General features: G+C 58.3%; 1 protein-coding gene. It reads right to left on the bottom strand.

From position 1 onward, the window contains the following. A partial coding sequence (locus tag K5E40_RS34430; RefSeq protein WP_016970295.1) for an IS5 family transposase occupies positions 1-480 on the bottom strand: 480 nt, incomplete at both ends.

Here is a 480-nt window from a genome sequence, read left to right as displayed (position 1 = left end):
GCGTGTAGGTGCTGCGTCGCGCAGCAATCTGCCAGATCACTGGCAGCCCTTCATGCTCTGGCCTTTTCTCAACGCCGGTGTAGCCCGCGTCGGCACAGACGACGTTCTCTGCGCCATGCAGCAGTTCTGCAACCTCCGTTACGTCGACCACGTTCGCGGCGGTGCCGTGAACGTGATGCACCAGGCCCGATTCAGCATCCGCTCCGATGTGGGCCTTCATACCGAAATAGTACTGGTTGCCCTTCTTCGTTTGATGCATTTCAGGATCGCGCTTGCCTTCCTTGTTCTTGGTCGAACTGGGCGCGTGGATGATGGTGGCATCGACAATGGTGCCCTGGCGCAACGACAGGCCCTTGTCTCGCAGGTAATTGTTGATGGTTTCTAGGATGCCCGACGCCAGTTGGTGCTTCTCCAACAGGTGCCGGAAATTCATGATCGTCGTGTCTTCGGGGATCGGAGCGCTGAGCGTCAGGCGAGTAA

The organism is Pseudomonas baetica (assembly GCF_019733355.1).
GTDB lineage: Bacteria > Pseudomonadota > Gammaproteobacteria > Pseudomonadales > Pseudomonadaceae > Aquipseudomonas > Aquipseudomonas baetica_A.
The sequence above is the reverse complement of the archived record's forward strand: the minus strand, read 5'-3'. Positions and strand labels throughout refer to the sequence as shown.